At 44.6% G+C, this 397-nt stretch carries 2 rRNA genes; both read left to right on the top strand.

The annotated features are described in order from the left end of the window. A 23S ribosomal RNA gene (locus tag GTP58_RS30880) occupies window positions 1–119 on the top strand; the annotation flags it as partial. A gap of 155 nt (window positions 120–274) precedes the next feature. Next, window positions 275–387: ribosomal RNA gene (gene rrf, locus GTP58_RS30885) — 5S ribosomal RNA — on the top strand. Window positions 388–397 lie beyond the last annotated feature (10 nt).

Below are 397 nucleotides of genomic sequence, written 5' to 3' on the forward strand. Positions count from 1 at the left end.
TTCCCAGAGCCTTGAGCTCTTTGAAGGGTCGTTCGAGACCAGGACGTTGATAGGTCAGGTGTGGAAGTGCAGTAATGCATTAAGCTAACTGATACTAATTGCCCGTACGGCTTGTCCCTATAACCTTAGCAGGTTATAGCTTTAAGAATCGTTGCGTTGATTACGCTTCATTACCTAAAACAATTACTTGATAAATGGTATAAATCGTTTATAATACTGTCTTCCAGATTTCAAGGCGGCGCGGAAAAAGACGCGAAGCCTGTACAAGTTAAAGCTTGATGACCATAGCAAGTCAGTCCCACCCCTTCCCATCCCGAACAGGACCGTGAAATGACTCTGCGCCGATGATAGTGCTGCAACCAGTGTGAAAGTAGGTTATCGTCAAGCTAGTTATAAG

Source organism: Duganella sp. CY15W (assembly GCF_009857555.1).
GTDB lineage: Bacteria > Pseudomonadota > Gammaproteobacteria > Burkholderiales > Burkholderiaceae_D > Rugamonas > Rugamonas sacchari.